The sequence below is a fragment of the Inquilinus ginsengisoli genome, assembly GCF_031453975.1.
GTDB lineage: Bacteria > Pseudomonadota > Alphaproteobacteria > DSM-16000 > Inquilinaceae > Inquilinus > Inquilinus ginsengisoli_A.
The window spans coordinates 12,140-30,594 of record NZ_JAVDPW010000020.1; the positions used below are offsets into that span (position 1 = coordinate 12,140).

General features: G+C 69.1%; 22 protein-coding genes. 18 read left to right on the plus strand and 4 right to left on the minus strand.

The annotated features are described in order from the left end of the window. Positions 1-5: 5 nt before the first annotated feature. Positions 6-875 carry a hypothetical protein gene (locus E9232_RS34765; protein WP_309801988.1) on the minus strand — a complete coding sequence of 290 codons (870 nt, stop codon included), beginning with the start codon at positions 873-875 and terminating at the stop codon, positions 6-8. On the opposite strand from E9232_RS34765, the gene paaX reads away from it, so the two are divergent. The 8 genes from paaX to E9232_RS34805 all read left to right on the plus strand — a co-directional run bounded on the left by paaX (position 865) and on the right by E9232_RS34805 (position 6,327). Further along, on the plus strand, positions 865-1,731 hold the full coding sequence (paaX, locus tag E9232_RS34770; RefSeq protein WP_309801989.1) for a phenylacetic acid degradation operon negative regulatory protein PaaX: 867 nt from the start codon (positions 865-867) through the stop codon (positions 1,729-1,731). The two genes, E9232_RS34765 and paaX, sit on opposite strands and share 11 nt — an antisense overlap. Before the next feature lie 194 nt (positions 1,732-1,925). After that, on the plus strand, positions 1,926-2,927 hold the full coding sequence (gene paaA / locus E9232_RS34775; protein WP_309801990.1) for a 1,2-phenylacetyl-CoA epoxidase subunit PaaA: 1,002 nt from the start codon (positions 1,926-1,928) through the stop codon (positions 2,925-2,927). A gap of 16 nt (positions 2,928-2,943) precedes the next feature. Further along, positions 2,944-3,231 carry a 1,2-phenylacetyl-CoA epoxidase subunit PaaB gene (paaB, locus tag E9232_RS34780; RefSeq protein WP_309801991.1) on the plus strand — a complete coding sequence of 96 codons (288 nt, stop codon included), beginning with the start codon at positions 2,944-2,946 and terminating at the stop codon, positions 3,229-3,231. Then, complete coding sequence (paaC, locus tag E9232_RS34785) at positions 3,231-4,001, plus strand: 1,2-phenylacetyl-CoA epoxidase subunit PaaC (protein ID WP_309801994.1); 771 nt, start codon at positions 3,231-3,233, stop codon at positions 3,999-4,001. The genes paaB and paaC overlap by 1 nt, the downstream gene beginning before the upstream one ends. Before the next feature lie 221 nt (positions 4,002-4,222). Beyond that, positions 4,223-4,696 (plus strand): 1,2-phenylacetyl-CoA epoxidase subunit PaaD, encoded by a 474-nt coding sequence (gene paaD / locus E9232_RS34790; protein ID WP_309801996.1) that lies wholly within the window; start codon positions 4,223-4,225, stop codon positions 4,694-4,696. Between the two features lie 16 nt (positions 4,697-4,712). Further along, positions 4,713-5,804, plus strand: a complete 1,092-nt coding sequence (gene paaE, locus E9232_RS34795) for a 1,2-phenylacetyl-CoA epoxidase subunit PaaE (protein WP_309801998.1) — start codon at positions 4,713-4,715, stop codon at positions 5,802-5,804. Positions 5,805-5,887: 83 nt separating this feature from the next. Next, positions 5,888-6,067, plus strand: coding sequence for a CopG family transcriptional regulator (locus tag E9232_RS34800; protein WP_309802000.1), 180 nt, complete (start codon positions 5,888-5,890; stop codon positions 6,065-6,067). Further along, a complete protein-coding gene (locus tag E9232_RS34805; RefSeq protein WP_309802001.1) occupies positions 6,058-6,327 on the plus strand; it encodes a type II toxin-antitoxin system RelE/ParE family toxin in 270 nt (89 codons plus the stop codon). The genes E9232_RS34800 and E9232_RS34805 overlap by 10 nt, the downstream gene beginning before the upstream one ends. Positions 6,328-6,350: 23 nt before the next feature. On the opposite strand, the gene paaK is transcribed toward E9232_RS34805, so the two are convergent. Genes paaK through paaG form a run of 3 tightly spaced genes read right to left on the minus strand, consistent with a single transcriptional unit; the run spans position 6,351 to position 8,906 of the window. Continuing rightward, a complete protein-coding gene (gene paaK, locus E9232_RS34810) occupies positions 6,351-7,652 on the minus strand; it encodes a phenylacetate--CoA ligase PaaK (RefSeq protein ID WP_309802002.1) in 1,302 nt (433 codons plus the stop codon). A gap of 16 nt (positions 7,653-7,668) precedes the next feature. Continuing rightward, positions 7,669-8,121 carry a hydroxyphenylacetyl-CoA thioesterase PaaI gene (gene paaI / locus E9232_RS34815; protein WP_309802003.1) on the minus strand — a complete coding sequence of 151 codons (453 nt, stop codon included), beginning with the start codon at positions 8,119-8,121 and terminating at the stop codon, positions 7,669-7,671. After that, positions 8,121-8,906, minus strand: coding sequence for a 2-(1,2-epoxy-1,2-dihydrophenyl)acetyl-CoA isomerase PaaG (paaG, locus tag E9232_RS34820; RefSeq protein WP_309802004.1), 786 nt, complete (start codon positions 8,904-8,906; stop codon positions 8,121-8,123). Before paaG ends, paaI begins: the two co-directional genes overlap by 1 nt. 128 nt (positions 8,907-9,034) lie before the next feature. Between paaG and paaZ the strand changes: the two genes are divergently transcribed. The 10 genes from paaZ (at position 9,035) to E9232_RS34870 (ending at position 18,393) form a co-directional block, all read left to right on the plus strand. Further along, on the plus strand, positions 9,035-11,074 hold the full coding sequence (gene paaZ, locus E9232_RS34825; RefSeq protein WP_309802005.1) for a phenylacetic acid degradation bifunctional protein PaaZ: 2,040 nt from the start codon (positions 9,035-9,037) through the stop codon (positions 11,072-11,074). 361 nt (positions 11,075-11,435) lie between these two features. Continuing rightward, on the plus strand, positions 11,436-12,488 hold the full coding sequence (locus tag E9232_RS34830) for a hypothetical protein (protein ID WP_309802006.1): 1,053 nt from the start codon (positions 11,436-11,438) through the stop codon (positions 12,486-12,488). Between the two features lie 292 nt (positions 12,489-12,780). Further along, entirely contained in the window at positions 12,781-14,094 is a 1,314-nt protein-coding gene (locus tag E9232_RS34835) for a lipase family protein (RefSeq protein ID WP_309802007.1), read from the plus strand. A gap of 97 nt (positions 14,095-14,191) precedes the next feature. Continuing rightward, the gene (locus E9232_RS34840) at positions 14,192-14,863 is read left to right on the plus strand and encodes an HAD hydrolase-like protein (protein WP_309802008.1); all 672 of its coding nucleotides are present in this window, start codon (positions 14,192-14,194) and stop codon (positions 14,861-14,863) included. 182 nt (positions 14,864-15,045) lie between these two features. Next, a complete protein-coding gene (locus tag E9232_RS34845; RefSeq protein WP_309802009.1) occupies positions 15,046-15,492 on the plus strand; it encodes a hypothetical protein in 447 nt (148 codons plus the stop codon). Beyond that, the gene (locus tag E9232_RS34850) at positions 15,492-16,007 is read left to right on the plus strand and encodes a hypothetical protein (RefSeq protein ID WP_309802010.1); all 516 of its coding nucleotides are present in this window, start codon (positions 15,492-15,494) and stop codon (positions 16,005-16,007) included. Before E9232_RS34845 ends, E9232_RS34850 begins: the two co-directional genes overlap by 1 nt. After that, on the plus strand, positions 16,007-16,438 hold the full coding sequence (locus E9232_RS34855) for a hypothetical protein (RefSeq protein ID WP_309802011.1): 432 nt from the start codon (positions 16,007-16,009) through the stop codon (positions 16,436-16,438). The genes E9232_RS34850 and E9232_RS34855 overlap by 1 nt, the downstream gene beginning before the upstream one ends. Positions 16,439-16,487: 49 nt before the next feature. Then, the gene (locus E9232_RS34860) at positions 16,488-17,483 is read left to right on the plus strand and encodes a DUF4424 domain-containing protein (protein ID WP_309802013.1); all 996 of its coding nucleotides are present in this window, start codon (positions 16,488-16,490) and stop codon (positions 17,481-17,483) included. A gap of 96 nt (positions 17,484-17,579) precedes the next feature. Further along, complete coding sequence (locus E9232_RS34865; protein WP_309802015.1) at positions 17,580-17,918, plus strand: ArsR/SmtB family transcription factor; 339 nt, start codon at positions 17,580-17,582, stop codon at positions 17,916-17,918. Then, positions 17,908-18,393 carry an SRPBCC domain-containing protein gene (locus E9232_RS34870; protein WP_309802017.1) on the plus strand — a complete coding sequence of 162 codons (486 nt, stop codon included), beginning with the start codon at positions 17,908-17,910 and terminating at the stop codon, positions 18,391-18,393. The genes E9232_RS34865 and E9232_RS34870 overlap by 11 nt, the downstream gene beginning before the upstream one ends. The last annotated feature ends 62 nt before the right edge of the window (positions 18,394-18,455 follow it).

The window sequence follows — 18,455 nt, forward strand, 5'->3', positions numbered from 1 at the left end:
GCCGATCAGCTTTTCAGGCGGTCGAGCAGGCGCCGGAAGGCAGCCCAGACACCGCGCTGCTTGGCCAGTTCCCGTCTCTGCCACTCCTTGTACGGCACGAGAACGACATCGCCCTCGTCGGGTTCGTCGGTCTCATCCCGATGCGTCCGCGGCTGCCACTCATCCTCCCGCGAAGCCCGGGCGTCATCGTCCTGGTCAGCCAGATCTCGATACATCTGCCTCTGCCATTCTTCCCGCAACTCGGGGACGTACGGGCCCTCGATGGTCTCGTCCCGGTACCACTGCCATTTCTTGGGATCCAGGACCCAGTATTGCAAAATGCGGCGCGGCACACTGGTCATGCTCGGGCCGGGCGAGCAGCATCCGATATTGGGCGGGTCGCCGTAATCCAGCGTGCCATCCTGAAGCTCATCGGCAAGAGATTTTCCCAGCCGCTGACTCTCGGTATTCGTAATGCCGGTTATGCATACAGAGAATACACTGTCACAGCTTTGACATGAAATCAGGACCAGGGCAGCCTGCTTGGCATAGATATTCGCAGCCATGTTCGGATGGAAATCGCAATATCTTGGCACCCTTTTTTCATCGAACCATTTCGGACTCTGCTTTGTCAGGGATCTGATATCCCGATAATCGTGGTACAATTCAAATCGCCCTTCCTTATATCTCCCGAGCAGATCTGGACCGCCCAGGCCAGCTGTCAATCCGGGGGCAATCGACCGCTTCCGAGAGCCGAGCGCCATGTCCAGTTTGGAGCGGACCGGCCATTGCGGTCCAGGGGCGGCGACACGGGGAGCGGGCACCATGCCTTCACCAACCCGGCCACCATTTGCGCCACAGCGGATTGCCGCTATTCCTAGCGTCATGCCCACCACCGCCCTGCGCCTGATCCTGCAGACCCTGAAGACCGAGCCGTCGCGGACCTGGTCGATCATCATCACCCTCTATGGCGACGCCGTGGTGCCGCGCGGCGGGTCGCTGTGGCTGGGCACCCTGTCCGCCTTCCTGCACACGATCGACATCGGCGACGGCGTGGTGCGCACCGCGATGTCGCGGCTGGCGGCCGATGGCTGGCTGGAGCGCAGCCGGGTCGGCCGCAACAGCTTCTACCGCCTGGCTGACAAGGGGCGAGAGACGTTCCGGTCGGCGACGCAGCACATCTACAACGCCCACCCGCCGGCCCCGGGCCGCGGCTTCGAGCTGGTGCTGCTGGGCACCGGGACGGAGCGGGAGGCGGCGCGGACGGCGCTGCAGGAGGCCGGCTTCGGCGCCGCGGCCCCGGGCGTCTGGGTGGCGCCGGCCGGCACCGCGATCCCGCCGGCGGCGGCGGATGCGCTGCGCCTGGACGCCGCGGCCGACACCGACACCGGCCGCCGGCTGGCGGCGCTGAGCTGGCCGCTGGACGAGACCGCCGCCGCCTATCGCCGCTTCCTCGCGGCGTTCGGCCCGCTGCGGGAGGCGCTGGCGGCCGGCGAGGCCCTGTCCGAGCTGGACAGCTTCATCGCCCGCATCCTGCTGATCCATGGCTGGCGCCGCATCATCCTGCGCGACCCGATCCTGCCGGCCGACCTGCTGCCGCCGGACTGGCCCGGCGCCGCCGCCCGCGCTTTGTGCGCCGACCTGTACCACCGGCTGTTGCCGGCTTCCGAACGCTGGCTCGACGCCCACGGCCAGACCGAATCCGGCCCCCTGCCCCCACCCGGCCCGGAGCTGCAGGAGCGGTTCCGGTAGGGCGCCACCCCTTCCCGTCATTGCGAGCGCAGCGCAGCAATCCATGGCGCCGCCTGGCATGGATTGCTTCGTCGGCTTCGCCTCCTCGCAATGACGAAGAGGGTAGCGCCGCCTCAATATGTTACGAAAAATCTTGACGATCAATTTTCCTGTGACATATACTCTTCCCAAGGTCAGGGAGGATGCTGGACGCCATGTACACGCAAGCCCTCAACGCCACCGCCGACGCCACCCCCCGTCCAAACGCCAAGGGGCCGGTCGAGGACGCAGCCCTCGCCGCCCGGTTCCAGGAGCGGGTCGATGCCGAGGAGCGGATCGAGCCGAATGACTGGATGCCCGAGGCCTATCGCAAGACGCTGACGCGGCAGATCTCCCAGCACGCCCATTCCGAGATCGTCGGCATGCTGCCCGAGGGCAACTGGATCACCCGCACCCCGTCGCTGCGGCGCAAGGCGGCGCTGCTGGCCAAGGTGCAGGATGAGTGCGGCCATGGCCTGTACCTCTACGCCGCAGCGGAAACGCTGGGCACGGCGCGGGAGGAGCTGGTCGACCAGCTGCTGTCCGGCCGCGCCAAATACTCCTCGATCTTCAACTACCCGACCCTGACCTGGGCCGATATCGGCGCCATCGGCTGGCTGGTCGACGGCGCCGCGATCATGAACCAGATCCCGCTGTGCCGCTGCTCCTACGGCCCCTATGCCCGCGCCATGATCCGGGTGTGCAAGGAGGAGAGCTTCCACCAGCGCCAGGGCTACGAGATCATGGTCACCCTGGCCCGCGGAGCGCCGGAGCAGAAGGCGATGGCGCAGGACGCGCTGAACCGCTGGTGGTGGCCCTGCCTGATGATGTTCGGGCCGCCGGATGGCGACAGCCAGCACAGCGACACCTCGACCAAGTGGAAGATCAAGCGCTTCTCCAATGACGAGCTGCGCCAGAAATTCGTCGACGCCACCGTGCCCCAGGCCCGGTTCATCGACCTGACCCTGCCCGACCCCGACCTCCGGTTGAACCCCGAGACCGGGCATTGGGACTACGGCACCATCGACTGGAGCGAGTTCAAGCAGGTGCTGGCCGGCAACGGCCCCTGCAACCGCGACCGGCTGGCGGCCCGCCGCAAGGCCCATGACGACGGCGCCTGGGTGCGCGAGGCCGCCCTGGCCTTCGCCGCGAAGCGCCGCGCCCGCGCCGCCGCCTGACCCCGGAGGATCCAGCATGACCAGCCAGACCATTCCGCTCTGGGAAGTCTTCATCCGCAGCCGCAACGGTCTGGCGCACAAGCATGTCGGGTCGCTGCACGCGGCCGACACCACCATGGCGCTGCAGGCGGCCCGCGACCTCTACACCCGCCGCGGCGAGGGCCTGTCGATCTGGGTGGTGCCGTCCAACGCCATCACCGCCTCCGACCCCGCCGACAAGGGCATGATGTTCGAGCCGGCGGCCAGCAAGATCTACCGCCACCCGACCTTCTACGACGTGCCGGACGAAGTCGGGCATATGTGATGGCCACCAGCTCTATCACCGTCGCCGAGACGCCGCTGGTCCGCTACGCCCTGGCGCGGGCGGACGACGCCCTGATCCTGGGCCACCGCCTGTCGGAATGGTGCGGCCACGCGCCGATGATGGAAGAGGACATGGCCTTGGCCAATATCGGGCTCGACCTGATCGGCCAGGCCCGCGCCCTCTACGCCTATGCCGCGGAGGTCGAGGCCGCCGGCAATGACGAGGACGGCTACGCCTATCTGCGCGACGTCGGCCAGTACCGCAACCTGCTGCTGGTCGAGCAGCCGAACGGCGACTTCGCCCGCACCATCGTCCGCCAGCTGTTCTACTCCGCCTTCGCCGACCCGTATTGGCGGGCGATGATGGCCTCCACCGACCCGACCCTGGCGGCGATCGCCGCGAAGTCGGAGAAGGAGAGCGCCTATCACCTGCGGCACAGCGCCGAATGGGTGATCCGCCTGGGCGACGGCACCGAAGAGAGCCATGCCCGGGCCCAGGCCGCGGTGGAGGAGCTGTGGCCCTACACCGGCGAGGCCTTCGAGCCGGATGACGGCGACCTGGTCGGCCGCGGCGTCGCCATCGGCCCGGCAGGCCTGCGCGAGACCTGGTCGCGGACCGTGGCCGAGATCCTGGCCGAGGCGACGCTGACGGCGCCGGCCCCCGGCTGGATGCAGCGCGGCGGCCGCGACGGCCGGCACAGCGAACATCTCGGCCACCTCCTCAGCGAGCTGCAATACCTGCAGCGCAGCTTTCCGGGGGCGAAGTGGTGACGAGGTCCGGAGCCTCTCCCATTCCTTCCGAGTCCCCCCTCCCCTTGCGGGAGGGGGCTAGGGGGAGGGGTCTGCAAGCGTCCGCGTGCGAAGAGTCCCTGTCCTCCGCGGCGTCCGGATCAGCTCGGCTCGCCCCTTGGTCGGCTCAGGCGGAAACAACCCCCTCCCCCTACCCCCCTCCCGCAGGGGGAGGGGGGACTCAGAAAGAAGCCGCGGAGGAGTTGCGCCAGCGCGCCTGGAACGCCGCGGCCACCGTGGTCGACCCGGAGATCCCGGTGCTGACCATCGCCGATCTCGGCATCCTGCGCGACGTGGCGGTGCATGACGGCCGGGTCGAGGTGGCGATCACCCCGACCTATTCCGGCTGCCCGGCGATGAGCATGATCGGGCTGGAGATCGAGCTGGCGCTGGAGCAGGCGGGCATCGCCGGCGCCCGGGTGCGGACCGTGCTGTCGCCGGCCTGGACCACCGCCTGGATGACCGTGGAGGGCCGCCGCAAGCTGGCCGAATACGGCATCGTCCCGCCGCAGGACGGCGGCGGACGGCGCGCCCTGTTCGGGGAGGACACGGTCCCCTGCCCGCGCTGCGGGTCGGTCCACACCGAGCGCCTGTCGGAATTCGGCTCGACCTCCTGCAAGGCGCTGTGGCGCTGCACCGACTGCCGCGAGCCGTTCGAGTATTTCAAGTGCCACTAACGGCCGGGAGCCGCCGATGTCCACGCCGCGCTTCCACCGCCTGACCATCCGCGACCTCAAGCGCGAGACGGCCGATGCGGTCTCGATCGCCTTCGACGTGCCGGACGGGCTCGATGCCGACTACCGCTTCACCCCCGGCCAGTACCTGACCCTGCGCGCCACCATCGACGGCGAGGATCTGCGCCGGTCCTATTCGATCTGCTCCGGCCCCGACGATGCCGAGCTGCGGATCGCGGTGAAGCAGGTCGAGGGCGGTGTGTTCTCCCGCTGGGTCAACGCCACGCTGAAGCCCGGCGACGCCATCGAGGTGATGACCCCGACCGGGCGCTTCGGTGTGCCCCATACTCCGGAGACCGGACGGATCCATGTCGGCTTCGCCGCCGGGTCGGGCATCACCCCGGTTCTGTCGATCCTGCGCGGCGTGCTGAGCCGCGAACCCGACAGCCGCTTCTTCCTGTTCTACGGCAACCGGTCGACCGAGGAGATCGTGTTCCGCGAGGCGCTGGAGGAGCTGAAGGACCGTTTCATCGGCCGGCTCTCGGTGTTCCATGTGCTGTCGCAGGAGGAGCAGGATCTTGCCATCCTCAACGGCCGGCTGGACGCCGACAAGGTCCGCCGGCTGTTGCGGCTGGTGGTGCCGGCCGAAGCCGTCGACCATGTCTATCTCTGCGGCCCCGAGGGGATGAGCCACGAGATCGAGGCCGCCCTGGCGGAGATCGGCGTCGCGCCCGAGAAGGTGCATGTCGAACGCTTCGTCTCGGCCTTGGGTGGCCGACCGCGGCCGAAGCCCCCCCTCTCATCGTCCGGCGCGCCGGCCCCCGACATGCCCAGCCGGATGGCGGCGCTGACCGTCGACGGCAAGCGCCGCGAGGTGCCGGTGGCCGAGGGCGAGAGCATCCTGGACGCAGCACTGCGCGCCGGCATGGACCTGCCCTATGCCTGCAAGGGCGGCATGTGCTCGACCTGCCGCGCCCGGCTGGTCGAGGGCGAGGCCGAGATGGATGTGAACTATTCGCTGGAGCCCTGGGAACTCAAGGCCGGCTTCATCCTGACCTGCCAGGCGCACCCCAGGACCGACCGGGTGGTGGTGGACTACGACCACGTGTGAGTTCAGACCGGCGATACCCGGACAAGCCGGCCAAAGACGCCCCAGGATGGCCATCGGGCCGGATCGAGCCTATATTGAGGGGTATGACGAAGCCCGTTCAGATCGATCCGCCTGAGGATCCCGAGATCGCCGCAAAGCGTGTCGCGATCCTCGAAGGCATCGCATCTGCCGACGCCGGCAAGGTCGTCCCGTATGAGGATGTGCGGCGTTGGCTGCTGTCCTGGGGCACCAAGGACGAGCTGCCGCCGCCTGAATGTCCGTAATCCTCACTGCGGATGCCTTGGCTGACTTGGCGAGCATCCGGGCCCATATCGGTGAGCACAACCCGTTTGCCGCAACCAGGATCGCAATCCAGATCATCGCGACCTGCGATCGTCTCGAATATCTTCCTGAGCGCGGTCGGCTCGGCATTGTCCCGGGGACCCGCGAACTCACAGCCATGTGGCCCTATGTGATCGTCTATCGGATCACACCGGCCGCCGTGGAGATCCTCCGCATCTGGCACGGAGCGCAGGATCGCTGACGCCAGCGAGGAAACCGGTCCCGCTACCCCTTCGGCCGCTTGTCGATCACCCGCTTGGCCTTGCCGGCGGAGCGTTCGATCGACCCCGGGGCCTGGATCACCACCCGCGCCGAAACCCCGATCGTGTCCTTGATCCGCGCCGTCAGCCGCTCGGCATGGACAGCCAGGCCCGACCCGTCCCAGGCCTCTGCCCGCGCCTCGGCCAGCACCGTCATCTCATCCAGTCGCCCCGGGCGACTGAGCTCGATCAGGAAATGGCCGCCGCACCAGTCGCAGGCCAAGAGCGTCTCCTCGATCTGGGTCGGGAAGACGTTGACGCCGCGCAGGATGATCATGTCGTCGGACCGGCCCGTCACCTTCTCCATCCGCCGCATGCCGGGCCGGGCCGTGCCGGGCAGCAGGCGGGTCAGGTCGCGGGTGCGGTAGCGGATGATCGGGAACGCCTCCTTGGTCAGCGAGGTGAAGACCAGCTCGCCGATCTCGCCATCCGGCAGCCCCTTACCGGTGACCGGGTCGATCACCTCCGGCAGGAAATGGTCCTCCCAGATGTGCAACCCGTCCTTGGTCTCGACGCATTCCTGGGCGACGCCGGGGCCGATCACCTCCGACAGGCCGTAGATGTCGGTGGCATCAAGGGCGAAGGCCTGTTCGATCTCCTGGCGCATGGCGTTGGTCCAGGGCTCCGCCCCGAAGATGCCGAAGCGCAGCGAGCTGTCGCGCGGGTCCAGCCCCTGGGCGCGGAAGCCGTCAAGGATCGCCAGCAGGTAGCTCGGCGTCACCATGATGATGTCGGGCCGGAAATCGGTGATCAGCTGGACCTGGCGCTCGGTCATGCCGCCCGACATCGGCACCACGGTGCAGCCCAGCCGTTCCGCCCCGTAATGGGCGCCCAGGCCCCCGGTGAACAGGCCGTAGCCATAGGCGACATGCACCATCATGCCCGGCCGGCCGCCCGCGGCGCGGATCGACCGCGCCATCACCGTCGCCCACATGTCGAGATCGGCCTGGGTGTACCCGACCACGATCGGCTTGCCGGTGGTGCCGGAGGAGCCGTGGATGCGGGCCAGCCGCTCGCGCGGCACCGCGAACAGGCCGAAGGGGTAGTTGTCGCGCAGGTCCTGCTTCACCGTGAACGGGAACCTGGCGAGGTCGGACAGGTCCCGGAAATCGGACGGATGCACCCCGGCCGCGTCGAAGGACCGGCGGTAATGCGGGACGTTGTCGTAGGCGTGGCGCAGCGACCAGGCCAGGCGCTGGCGCTGCAGCGCCATGATCTCGTCGCGCGACGCCCGTTCGGCGTCGTCGAGCCCTGGGATCGTCGCCATCGTCCCCTCCCTGTGCTCAGCCTTCAGCGGGCCGGTCGATGAAGGATCCGCCGACCGTCCGGGAATGGCCGCGGAACTCCGCGATCACCGTCTCGCCGACCGCGACGCTGACGTCGTAGAGGCCCGAGCGGCCGGACCGCGACACCTCCCGCGCCGTCGCCACCAGCCGGTCGCCCAGCGTGCCCGGCCGCAGGAAGGTGATGCTGCAATGGGCGGCCACGGTGCGGTCGCCGTAGGAGTTGCAGGCGAAGGCGAAGGCCGAATCCGCCAGGGTGAAGATGAAGCCGCCATGGGCGGTGCCGTGGCCGTTGGTCATGCCCGGGCGCAGGGTCATCGCCAGCCGCGCCCGGCCGGGACCGACCTCGAGGATCTCCATGCCGAGGTCGCGGCTGGCGCTGTCGTCCCGCCACATCGCTTCGGCCGCGGCCTTTGCCACCGCCTCAGCCTCCGCCCCCGTGGTCGCCTTCATCACGCCTGCCCCGTGAACTTGGCCGGCCGCTTCTCGATGAAGGCGCGGACGCCTTCGGCATAATCCGCGGTCTGCCCCGCCCCGCGCTGCAGGTCGCGCTCGAGGTCGAGCTGCTGGTCCAGGCTGTTGCCGGAAGAGGCGTCGAGCGCCTGCTTGATCAGCGCCAGGCCGTGGGTCGGCTGGGTCGCGAGATGGGCAGTCAGCGCCGCGGCCTCCGCCATCAGATCGGCGTCGTCGACCGCCTTCCAGATCAGGCCCCAGTCCGCCGCTTTATCGGCCGGCAAAGGTTCGGCCAAGAGCGCCAAGCCACGGGCGCGGGCGGCGCCGACCAGCCGCGGCAGGGCGTGGGTGCCGCCGGAATCGGGCACCAGCCCGATCCTGGCGAAGGACTGGATGAACTTGGCCGAGCGGGCGGCGAGGACGATGTCGCAGGCCAGGGCGATGTTGGCCCCGGCCCCGGCGGCGACGCCGTTGACGGCGCAGACCACCGGCTTCGGCAGGGCCCGCAGGCGGCGGATCAGCGGGTTGTACAGCCCGTCCAGCGTGGCGCCGAGATCCGGCGCCTGGCCGCTGGTGGCGCGGTCGTTCAAATCCTGTCCGGCGCAGAAGCCGCGGCCGGCGCCGGTCAGCAGCACGGCGCGGCAGCCGGCATCGGCCTCGATCTCGGCCAGCGCCGCGGCCAAGGCGCGGTGCATCTCCTCGGTGAAGGCGTTCAGCCGGTCTGGCCGGTTGAGCGTCAGCACGCGCCAGCCGTCGCGGCGGTCGACCAGAACCGTTGGCTCCAAGGTATCCTCCTCTGGTCGGGCCCTATCCGAGCCTCTTGAATTGAACGATCGATCGGTTAATTCTTAGGGCCGGGACCCGGCTTGTCAATCGCCAACGCGGACTGTCGCCGGGCCATCGGGAGGACGCCATGACCGCCATCCTGCAGAACTATGCCGTGGACCGCTGGACCGCGCCGAGCGAGGGGCTGGCCGATATCGCCAGTGCCATCGACGGCCGGGTGGTGGCCCGGCTGTCCAGCCGCGGCCTGGACTTCGGAAGCATGGTGCGCCACGCCCGCACGGTCGGCGGCCCGGCGCTGCGCCGCCTGACCTTCCACCAGCGCGCCGACCTCTTGAAGGCGCTGGCGCTGTACCTGTCCGAGCGCAAGGAGCCGCTCTACGCCCTGGCCGCCGACACCGGGGCGACCCGGCGCGACAATTTGATCGACATCGACGGCGGCCTGGGCACGCTGTTCGCCTATGCCTCGCGCGGCCGGCGCGAGCTGCCGAGCGAGCGCTTCGTGGTCGAGGGCGGGGTCGAGCCGCTGTCCAAGGGCGGCAGCTTCGTCGGCCTGCATGTGCTGACGCCGCTGACCGGCGTGGCCGTCCACATCAACGCCTTCAACTTCCCGTGCTGGGGCATGCTGGAGAAGCTGGCGCCGGCGATCCTGGCCGGGGTGCCGGTGATCACCAAGCCGGCCTCGGCCACCGCCTATGTCGCCGAGGCGCTGGTCAGGCTGATCACCGAATCGGGGATCCTGCCCGAGGGCAGCCTGCAGTTCATCGCCGGCGGCACCGGCGACCTGCTGGACCATCTGACCGGGCAGGACCTGGTCGCCTTCACCGGGTCGATCGCGACCTCGGAAAAGCTGCGCAACCACCCGGCGATCTCGCGCAACGCCGTGCGTTTCGTGGCCGAGCGGGATTCGCTGAACGCCGCGGTGCTGGGCCCGGATGCGACGCCCGACACGCCGGAGTTCGACCTGTTCGTCAGGGAGGTGGTGCGCGAGATGACGGCCAAGGCCGGGCAGAAATGCACCGCCATCCGCCGCGTGCTGGTGCCCCGGGCGCTGGAGAACGACGTCATCGCGGCCCTGGGCAAGCGGCTGTCGGGCCTGGAGATCGGCGACCCGCGGCAGGAGAGCGTGCGGATGGGCCCGCTGGTCAGCACCGCCCAGCGCGAGGACGTCCGCGCCGCCATCGCCGAACTGGCCACCGAGGCCGAGATCGTGGTCGGCGACCCGGCGCCAGGGTCGGCAAACTACGGCGCCCCCGGCGGCGCCTTCCTGGCCCCGGTGCTGCTGCGCTGCACCGACCCCGCCCGCGCCCGCAAGGTGCATAGTGTCGAGGCCTTCGGCCCCGTGGCGACGGTGATCGCCTATGACGGGCTGGACCAGGCGGTCGAGCTGGTCGGCCGCGGCGAGGGCAGCCTGGTGGCGTCGATCTACACCCATGACGACGCGGTGGCCGACGCGCTGGTGTTCGGCCTGGCGCCGTTCCATGGAAGGCTGCTGGTGCTGGACCGCGACTGCGCCAAGGAATCGACCGGCCACGGCTCGCCCCTGCCGGGCCTCGTGCATGGCGGCCCCGGCCGCGCCGGCGGCGGCGAGGAGCTGGGCGGCATCCGCGGCGTGCACCACTATCTGCAGCGCACCGCCCTGCAGGGGTCGCCGGCTCGGCTGGCGGCGCTGACCCGCGGCTGGATCAAGGGCGCCCCGGCGCCGGTGCCGGCCACCCACCCGTTCCGCCGCAACTACGACGAGATCCAGGTCGGCGAAACGGTGGAGACGGCATCGCGCACCATCACCATCGCCGACATCGAGCATTTCGCCGGTTTCACCGGCGACGCCTTCTACGCCCATATGGACGAGGCGGCGGCCAAGGCGAACCCGTTCTTCCCCGGCCGGGTGGCGCATGGCTATCTGATCCTGTCCTTCGCCGCCGGCCTGTTCGTCGACCCGGCGCCCGGGCCGCTGCTGGCCAATTACGGCCTGGACGATCTGCGCTTCCTGAAGCCGGTGTCGCCGGGGGATTCGATCCGGGTGCGGCTGACGGTCAAGCGCAAGACCGCGGCACGCAAGCCGGAATACGGCGAGGTGCGCTGGGACGTCGAGGTGTTCAACCAGGACGACGAGACCGTCGCCCGCTACGACCTCCTGACCATGAGCGCAAGGCCCGTGGCGGCCTGAGGCCGCATACGGTCGCAGGGGATAGGCCGGGGCACCCCCTCACCCGGAAATCCTGCGATTTCGGGTGAGGGGGTGGCTCAGGCCCGTCCACGCCTCCGGCCCCGGATACCGCACATGACAGTTTAAAATAGAACACAGCGAAGAAATACATATCCATAAGTTGTCTTCGTGCCTGGCTATCTCCGACCAAAATAGACTTTATCTCAAATTTCCGAGATTTGACCGGCACGACTCCGGGTGTTTCCGGCTATCACGACTTCGGATCTGTCACCGAACCGTCATCGGAAAGCTGCTACGAAGCGTTCTGGATTCCCCCGATACTTCCCGAGGGGGAATCTCTCGAATCAACCTGGGGGACAGAATGGAACGCACCAAGACGCAGCGCGCGGGCCGCGCCATCGGCTGGCTTTCGGCCCTGATCCTGGCCGGAACCTTCACCGCGGAACGGGCCTGGGCCTGGGGCCACACCGGCCATGTCGAGATCGGCGAAATCGCCGCCGAGGCCCTGCCCGACACCATCAAATCCATCCTGCGCACCGACCGCTGGTCGGATGACGCCGAGACCGCGATCGCCGAATGGAACGCCGAGCTGGACGTCTCCAAGGGCGCCGGCTCGATCCACGATTTCGAGCGCGACCCGGGCCATTTCATCGACATCGACGATGCCGGGCTGGTGTTCGGCATCGTGCCGTTCGCCACCATGCCGGGGTCGCGCCGCGACTTCGACACCGCGCTGCGCGCCGGGGGCCAGACCCAGTACGGCACCGGCTACCTCTACTACAGCATGGTCGATGGCTGGCAGCAGGTGCGGAAGGACTTCGCCTATATCCGCGCCTTCACCGTGGGGCTGCGCACCGCCTCGAACCGCGCCGACCGCGACTTCTTCGTGGAGCAGCTGGCGCTGCGCCGCAAGCTGCTGCTGCGCGACATCGGGGTGTGGGGCCATTACGTGGCCGACGGCAGCCAGCCGATGCATGTCTCGGTGCATTTCAACGGCTGGGGCAACTATCCCAACCCGAACAACTACACCACGGCGCCGATCCACGCGCCGTTCGAGGGCGCCTTCGTCAAGAGCTTCGTGACCGAGCGCGCCATCCGCGCCGCCCTGCCGCGCTATCGCGACTGCGGCTGCCAGATCGAGCAGCGGGTGCATGACTACCTGGCGACGACGCTGGCCACGATCGACCAGACCTACCGCCTGGCGCCGGGCAGCGCCAACTACACCACGCCGAATCCGCAGGCGGTCGCCTTCGTGACCCAGCGCGTGGCGGCGGGTGCTGCGGAGCTGCGCGACATGATCGTCGACGCCTGGAAGGCCAGCGCCACCGCGACGGTCGGCTTCCCCGTGATCAACGTCACGGACATCGAGTCCGGCAAGGTGCGCGTGACCCGCACCTCGTTCTGGAGCGATTGACCGATCGTTCGGTGAATTGAGCAGGGCGGGCTTCCCTGCCGGCGTCGGCCGGTGGGGGGGCCCGTGCCACGCCGCTGCGGGCTCGCGATAACGCCTCTCGGAGAGTCGACCCAAGCAGTCGGGACCTATTTCCCATCGCCGGCCTGCAGTATCGGGTTATTGCATCCTTCTCGAAGATAGGCTTTATTGTGCCGGCGACTTCAGTCGCCAATATTGATATCTGCATATCATATTATTCATATAAAAGATTTTACGGATTATTTGATTTATTTTGATCGAAAGGATTTTCGAGATGGCAACCTATACCGACACGCAGATCATGATGACGCTGGCCGCCTTCACCGCGGACGGCGCGACGGCGCGGCCGTCGGGCGAGACGCCGGCGCAGCAGGCGGCCCGGATCGGCCAGGGCATCACCGCCCAGCTGGCGCTGACCGACCTGGCCACCCAGGGCAATTGGAGCCTGACCTGGGTCGGGCTGACCCAGAGCGGCGCCAACCTGGCCTACATCGCCCAGGGGCCGAACGACAGCGACGGCAACTCGACCTATGCCCTGATCCTGCGCGGCACCGTGATGGGCAACCCGATCGACACGGCGCAGGACATGCAGGTCGGGCTGATGCTGCCCTTCGCCGCCGGCGGCACCCCGACCAGCGGGTCGGTCGGCAACATCTCCCAGGGCGCCATGGCGGCGTTCACCGACATCGTGATGGGCACCGACCTGGTGTCGCAGCTGCAGAGCAGCGCGCCCTACACCCTGTACGTCGTCGGCCACAGCCTGGGCGGAGCGATGGCGACCACGGTCGCGCTGTTCCTGCAGCAGCTGGTCTCGGCCGGCACGCTGTCGATCACCAGCATCCTGCCCTACACCTTCGCCGCCCCGACCGCCGGCGACGCCAATTTCGCCGCCTGGTTCGACAGCCAGTTCCCCGGCGCCGTCTGCACCTACAACAAATACGACCTGGTACCGAACGCCTGGGCGACGCTGGCCTCCCTCCCCGGGGGCTTCATCACCCATCCCTTCTATCCCGGATCGAGCAGCAATCCGGCCGGGCCGGGGCCGACCGCCGAGCCGCTGAACGAGGTGGGCATCCTGATCGACACGGTGGCGAAGGAGACCAACGGCAACACCTATGTCCAGCCGACCCAGCAGGCGGCGCTGAACGGCGGGTCGTCGCCGCTGTTCCTGACCCCCTACCCCCCGGCCGTGACCAACTCGCTGCAGCAGTTCGAACTGCAGGTCGGCTTCCAGCATGGCGGCAACACCTATCTGACGCTGCTGGGCGCCCCGACCATCACCTCCTCGGCCCCGGTCGTCGCCGCGGTCAGCCCGGCCAGCGGCACCATCGCCGGCGGCACCTCGGTAACGATCACGCCGCCCTCCGGTACGACCTTCACCGCCGACTGCGTGGTCGATTTCGGCATCGCCCCGGCGGCGTCGCAGACCGTCGCCAGCGACGGGTCCAGCATCACCGCGGTGTCGCCTGCCGGCTACGGCACGGTCGACATCCGCGTCACCAACATGTTCGGGACCTCGCCGGCGGTGCCGGTCTATCCGAACCTGACCGGCGACGACTACAGCGACCAGTACACCTTCAGCGCCTGACCATCTGTCGCGGTGGGACGGCCGGGTTCGGGCTGCCCGACCCGGCCGTTCCCGTCTATCGTGGGACCTTACCCATGATGACGACAGGGGCGGAACCATGACGGCAGCCTGGCCACGCGCGGTGGTGTTCGATCTCGACGGCACGCTGGTCGACAGCGTCGCCGATGTCACCGCCGCCCTGGCCCCGGTGATGCGCGAAGCCCGGCTGGACCCGCTGTCCGAGGCCGAGGTGCGCAGCCTGATGGGGCATGGCGCGCCCGGCCTGCTGCGCGGGGCGCTGCGGCTGCGCGCCGCCGACCCCGGCGAGGCCGGCTGGATGACCCGCGGCTTCCTCGACCGCTATGCCGAGGTGCCGGCGGCGCGGACCACCGCCTATCCCGGCGCGGTCGCGGCGGTGGCCGGGCTGGCGGCGGCCGGGGTGGCGGTCGGGGTCTGCACCAACAAGGCCGAGGCGATGGCCCGGGCGGTGCTGGACGCGCTGGGCTTCGCCCCGCATGTCCGGGTGCTGGTCGGCGGCGACAGCGGCCACGGCATGAAGCCCGACCCCGCGCCGCTGCTGGCCTGCATCGCCGCCCTCGGCGCGACGCCCGGCGACACCGCCTATGTCGGCAACCACGCGGTCGACGTCGAGACGGCGCGGGCGGCGGGCGTGCGGGTGCTGGTAGTGCCCTTCGGCTATGGCGACGCCTCGACGCTGGACGCCGATGGCGTGGTGCCGGATTTCGCCGGGCTGGCGGGGCTGCTGGGCATCGCGGCCGGCCGGGGCTGAGGCGGGACGACGCCGCACCCGCGATCACAGGAACATTGTTTTTGCGCCCACTTGCCGCCGCATTCAGGAATGAATGTGCGAAGCTGTGATTTGAGTTGTCTGCGACGCCACCCCCGGCGAGGCCCGCCGGGGGTGGCGATCCAAAGCGGGGGGACCGCCCCCCGACGAGAAGGGGTGGAGCAATGAAGATCGGATGGTGGACCGGGGCTACGGCCCTGCGGGTCGCCGCGCTGGCCTGTGTCCTCGGCTCGGCCGCTCTGCCAGCTCTGGCCCAGACCGGCGCGGCGGCACCGGCCGGCGCCTCGATGGAGCGCCTGATCAAGGGCGCCAAGACCTATGCCGAATTCCGCAAGGCGGCGCTGGCGGCCGGCTGGACCCCGGTGGTCAATGCCAGATGCTCGCTGGATGTCTACGGCCGCAACGCGCCGACCCAGGGCAACATCTGCCAGCAGCTGACCGAGATCGAGAGCTGCGGCAGCGGCAACTGCCTGATGCGCTTCGAGAACAAGGCGACCGGCGAGAAGGCCGCGGTCACCACCTATGGCGACTACGAGGGCTGGAACGTGCCCGGCCGCGAGGATCTGGCGATCCAGGGCTGGGAACCGGTCAAGAGCTGGGAAGCCGAGTGATGCGGGGCCTCGCCACGGCCCTGCTGCTGTCGCTCGGCCTGGCCCAGCCGGCCTGGTCGCAGGAGGCCGACCGGGTGCCCGATTCCGAGATCCTGACCTGGGCGGCGGAGGCCTGCAAGGCGAAGGACTTCACCGGCTTCTTCGGGCATTTCGCGCAGAACCCGGCGGTGTTCGCCGCCCATGTCGGGCCCCAGGTCGAGATCCGCAAGCTGGCCGCCCCCCACCAGCTCGTCGCCACCGTCGCGGGCCAGGACTATCGCGACTTCAAGATCGCGATGGTCGACTATTCCTGGGTCGACGCCGACTCCGCCGCCCGGGTCGAGGCCGGCAAGAGCCAGAGCTTCGAGGATCTGGAGCTGACCTTCTCCGACCTCGGCAAGGACAGCTGGCGGGTCGGCTACACCAAGGCCGAGTTCCGGGGCGAGCACGAGCTGGTGCGGACCTACGGTCCGCCCGGCGCCTATGTCTTCGCGTTCCGCGACGGCTGCTGGCGCCTGACCCAGGATCTGCGCTGATGGCGGCCCGGCGACACGCTCTTCTGGCCGCGGCCATCCTGGCCCTGGCCGGTGCGATGCCCGCCGTGGCGCAGGCCGCCACGGCCTGCCCGTCGCAGGACTTCAAGGCGTTCTACGCGGCCTTCGCGGACAGCGCCGAGCTGCAGCGCGCCTTCACCGCCCGCCCGCTGGCGAGCGACACGATCGACGCCGCGGCCGACCCCGAGCCCCGCACCGTCACCACCATGCTGGACGGCGCCGCCCTGGCCTTCCCGGTGCTGCCGACCGCGGCGGAGCGCAAGCACGACCGGCTGGAGACCCGGATCGCGACGCTGAGCGCCACCGAGTTCGAGGTCACGCTCGCCGTCGCCGACACCGACCAGCAGCTGCGCTTCCTGTTCCGCAAGACCGCGTGCTGGGAGCTGTACAGGAAGGCCGACGACAGCCTGTGACCGGCCGGGACCATGGCCCCACAACCCTGACGATCCGCGGAGACCGACCTTGAAAGCGCACGCCCTTCTCTCGCTCGGCCTGGCCGCCGGCCTTGTCGTCGCCGCCGGCGCGGCGCGGGCCAATGATACGATCGCGGAGCTGGCGACCGGCGGCCTGGTGTTCACCAAGACCGCCGACATCGAGATGCGGTCCGAGGACCTCTACGTCTCGATGGAGGAGATCCGGGTCGCCTACCGCTTCTTCAACACATCGGCGCAGGACAAGACCGCCACCGTCGCCTTCCCGATGCCGGACATCACGCTGGACTATGGCGGCCATATGATCAGCGTGCCGCATGAGGGCAGCGAGAACTTCCTCGACTTCTCGACCAAAGCCGACGGCAAGCCGGTGGCGACCGAAATCGAGGCCAAGGCCTTCGGCAACGGCGTCGACCAGACCGCGCTGCTGCGCAAGCTGGGCGTGCCGCTGTATCCGACATACGAGTATGACGGGCTGACCGCCCTGCCGCGGGCGCAGTGGGACGAGCTCGTCAAGCTCGGCCTCGGCGAGATCGACGAGGCCGACCAGCGCCTGCTGCCGGCCTGGACGCTGAAGACCACCCATCACTTCCAGCAGACCTTCCCCGCCGGGCGCGAGGTGGTGATCGAACACCGCTACAAGCCCAGCGTCGGCGGCATGACCGGCACCGGCATCGGCATGACCGACCCGGCCGAAGAGCCGGATTTCGCCCAGTACCTGCGCGACTTCTGCGTCGACAAGGGCCTGCTGGCCGCGGTCGACCGCGCCAAGGCCGCGGCCAAATCGGAATCGGCTCCGTTCTGGACCAACCACATCTCCTACATCCTGAAGACCGGGGCGAACTGGGCGGCGCCGATCAAGGACTTCCGCCTGGTGGTCGACAAGGGCGCCGCCGCCAACCTAGTCAGCTTCTGCGCCGACGGGGTGAAGAAGATCTCGCCGACCAAGTTCGAGGTGCGCAAGTCCGACTACACCCCCACCACCGACCTGAACATCCTGATCCTGACGCCTTCTCCCGTGCATTGACCGGCCCCCGTGCCGTGACCGGCCCGGGAGCGGCTTGACGTCGGTCGCGCCCTCATATATTGCTCCATAGCTATATAGCAATATATGAGGCTGTCGATGGAGCCCCTGGACCGCGTCTTCAGCGCCCTCGCCGATCCGACCCGCCGGGCGATCCTGGCGCGGCTGGCCGGCGGCGAGGCCACGGTCAACGAGCTGGTGGCGCCCTTCGCCCTGAGCCAGCCGACCATCTCGAAGCATCTGAAGGTGCTGGAGGGCGCTGGGCTGGTGTCGCGCGGCCGCAGCGCCCAGTTCCGCCCGGTGCGCCTGAACCCCGGCCCGCTGGCCGGGGCCGCCCGGTGGCTGGGCGACTTCAACCGCTTCTGGGAGGAGAGCTTCGACCAGCTCGCCATCGTCGCCAAGGATCTGCAGCAGAAGGAGAAGGACCGTGCCGGCTGACCAGAACACCACCGACCGCGAGCTCGTCGTCACCCGGGTCTTCGACGTCCCGGCCCGCTTCCTGTTCGAGGCCTACAGCAGGCCGGAGCATCTGCGCCGCTGGTTCGGCCCGCGGGGCTGGCCGCTGACGCTGTGCGAGGTCGACTTCCGCGTCGGCGGGCGCTTCCGCTTCGCCATGACCGGGCCGAGCGGCGAGCAGAACACGCCCTTCGGCGGCGAGTATCGCGAGATCGTGCTGAACCGGCGCATCGTCTTCGACAACGGCTTCGAGGAGCCCGACGCCCCGAAGATGGTGATGACCGTCACCCTGGACGAGGCGCCGGACGGCCGGACCACCACCCTGACCCTACACACGCTGTTCGCCTCCGCCGCGATGCGCGAGGAGTATGTCGGCTTGGGCATGAAGGAAGGCATCGACTCCGGCTATGACCAGCTGGCCGAGGTGGTGGCCGAGCTGCAGGCGAAATCCCGATGAGTCCCGGCCGCGGCGGCTGCAGCCGCCGGGCGCGGGACCTCCGCGGCTAGCCCACATTTCTC

Coding starts and splice junctions, on each gene's coding strand:
- E9232_RS34865 (WP_309802015.1), top strand. CDS start 17,580: ATGGAGCCCCTGGACCGCGTCTTCAGCGCCCTCGCCGATCCGACCCGC.
- paaC (WP_309801994.1), top strand. CDS start 3,231: ATGGCCACCAGCTCTATCACCGTCGCCGAGACGCCGCTGGTCCGCTAC.
- E9232_RS34835 (WP_309802007.1), top strand. CDS start 12,781: ATGGCAACCTATACCGACACGCAGATCATGATGACGCTGGCCGCCTTC.
- E9232_RS34855 (WP_309802011.1), top strand. CDS start 16,007: ATGGCGGCCCGGCGACACGCTCTTCTGGCCGCGGCCATCCTGGCCCTG.
- paaI (WP_309802003.1), bottom strand. CDS start 8,121: ATGAAGGCGACCACGGGGGCGGAGGCTGAGGCGGTGGCAAAGGCCGCG.
- E9232_RS34800 (WP_309802000.1), top strand. CDS start 5,888: ATGACGAAGCCCGTTCAGATCGATCCGCCTGAGGATCCCGAGATCGCC.
- E9232_RS34805 (WP_309802001.1), top strand. CDS start 6,058: ATGTCCGTAATCCTCACTGCGGATGCCTTGGCTGACTTGGCGAGCATC.
- paaB (WP_309801991.1), top strand. CDS start 2,944: ATGACCAGCCAGACCATTCCGCTCTGGGAAGTCTTCATCCGCAGCCGC.
- paaE (WP_309801998.1), top strand. CDS start 4,713: ATGTCCACGCCGCGCTTCCACCGCCTGACCATCCGCGACCTCAAGCGC.
- paaZ (WP_309802005.1), top strand. CDS start 9,035: ATGACCGCCATCCTGCAGAACTATGCCGTGGACCGCTGGACCGCGCCG.
- paaK (WP_309802002.1), bottom strand. CDS start 7,652: ATGGCGACGATCCCAGGGCTCGACGACGCCGAACGGGCGTCGCGCGAC.
- E9232_RS34840 (WP_309802008.1), top strand. CDS start 14,192: ATGACGGCAGCCTGGCCACGCGCGGTGGTGTTCGATCTCGACGGCACG.
- paaX (WP_309801989.1), top strand. CDS start 865: ATGCCCACCACCGCCCTGCGCCTGATCCTGCAGACCCTGAAGACCGAG.
- paaA (WP_309801990.1), top strand. CDS start 1,926: ATGTACACGCAAGCCCTCAACGCCACCGCCGACGCCACCCCCCGTCCA.
- E9232_RS34850 (WP_309802010.1), top strand. CDS start 15,492: ATGCGGGGCCTCGCCACGGCCCTGCTGCTGTCGCTCGGCCTGGCCCAG.
- E9232_RS34845 (WP_309802009.1), top strand. CDS start 15,046: ATGAAGATCGGATGGTGGACCGGGGCTACGGCCCTGCGGGTCGCCGCG.
- E9232_RS34830 (WP_309802006.1), top strand. CDS start 11,436: ATGGAACGCACCAAGACGCAGCGCGCGGGCCGCGCCATCGGCTGGCTT.